Origin of the sequence: Desulfobacula phenolica, assembly GCF_900105645.1 — a bacterium.
GTDB lineage: Bacteria > Desulfobacterota > Desulfobacteria > Desulfobacterales > Desulfobacteraceae > Desulfobacula > Desulfobacula toluolica.
This window is the reverse complement of the sequence record NZ_FNLL01000051.1, coordinates 1-1,290: the sequence shown is the minus strand read 5'-3', so window position 1 is coordinate 1,290 and position 1,290 is coordinate 1. Positions and strand designations below refer to the sequence as shown.

The 1,290-nt window shown below is 34.4% G+C and carries 3 protein-coding genes; 1 reads left to right on the top strand and 2 read right to left on the bottom strand.

Features of this window, described 5'->3' with window-relative positions:
• Positions 1 to 485 (bottom strand): GAF domain-containing protein (locus tag BLT94_RS21725; protein WP_139169118.1); only part of this gene is annotated, 485 nt, incomplete at its 3' end.
• Positions 486 to 653: 168 nt separating this feature from the next.
• Positions 654 to 953, bottom strand: a complete 300-nt coding sequence (locus BLT94_RS21720; RefSeq protein ID WP_092238858.1) for a hypothetical protein — start codon at positions 951 to 953, stop codon at positions 654 to 656.
• A 41-nt stretch (positions 954 to 994) separates the two neighbouring features.
• Between BLT94_RS21720 and BLT94_RS22235 the strand changes: the two genes are divergently transcribed.
• The coding region (locus tag BLT94_RS22235) for a hypothetical protein (protein WP_217641269.1) at positions 995 to 1,290 on the top strand (296 nt) is incomplete at its 3' end.

Genomic DNA, 1,290 nt, shown 5'->3' with positions numbered 1-1,290 from the left:
AGTACCGTGTTCATATATATAAGTTCCAACTGAGACTGAATTATTTCACGAAAATTTATTATAAGATTTTTATAGGTTTCAGAATAGCTATTTTCCTTATTGTCAAGAACACAAATGGTTCCAAATGGTTTTCCGTCTGGTAGAAGAATTGGAAAACCTAAATATGAAATCATGTTAAGTTTTACATCTGGATTGTTTTTCCATTTTTCATCAGAAAGTGCGTTGGGAATCAGAAGCTTGTCGTTTGTATTTATAACCGTTTCGCAATACAATCCTGAGCCTAAAAAACATTCATGATCTCCAGGGTGATAAGGATTGCCTTCACTTTGACTAGAAATAAATACTTCTATGTCAGATTCAACAAGGCGCATAATGAGTGCGGCAGGAATTTTTATCAATTCAGCCATTATATCGACAATGTTTTGCCACTTGTTTAAAGTATCTTCAGATATTTTAACTTTTGCAATTTGTTCATTTTCTTGCATTGTATTAATTCCTAACGTTTGGGTAACGGGCAGCAAGGGTTTCCAAAAAAGTTAATTGAATGCACATCATTTAAAAGTTTTTCAACCTTTAAAAAGAAGGAGACCCTTGCTGTCCGGTTCACCCGCCTGTTATATTCAAAATGGCTGATGAATTATCTCATATCTCATTTAACTTTTCTTCTCTGTCGCAATTAATGCACGCCCAATCATTGTGCCAGTTAATAAAATTACAGCAACAGATGTTATCGAAGAAATGATTAATTTCTTATTTGCGTTTGCTTGGAACTGAATCAGATTCCTTGTGATTTCATTTCTTTCATCGATATTCTGAATAGTTGCCAGTTTTGAAATGACTTTACTTGATTTGGAGAGGCTTGTAATGGCTACACCAGAATTGACTAAAACTAAAATTGCAGCAATTACAAACCCATAAACGGTTTTTTTTATAGGTGTAATTCGATTTGACATTGTTTCTCCATTTCTAAGGTTGTTGAATCTGAATATAACGCTTGGGTAACGGGCAGCAAGGGTTTCCAAAAAAGTTAATTAAAAGCATATCATTCAAAATTATTTCAACCGTTAAAAAGAAGGAGACCCTTGCTGTCCGGTTCACCCGCCTGTTAGAAAAAAAACGCTCGAATAAGCCCCACCACCATTATTTAATGATTTTACTCATGATTGATCGAATATTGATGATGAGCTTTACATCTGCGTATATCGCTCACCCAATTTTTACTAAGCGTCACGATCCAGAGTTAGTGCGACGTGAGCATGTTTTTAGCTTGATTGTTTATCTTTTTTTTTT

Excerpts from the sequence above, each read along its gene's own strand:
- BLT94_RS21720 (WP_092238858.1), bottom strand. The coding sequence starts at position 953 with ATGTCAAATCGAATTACACCTATAAAAAAAACCGTTTATGGGTTTGTA.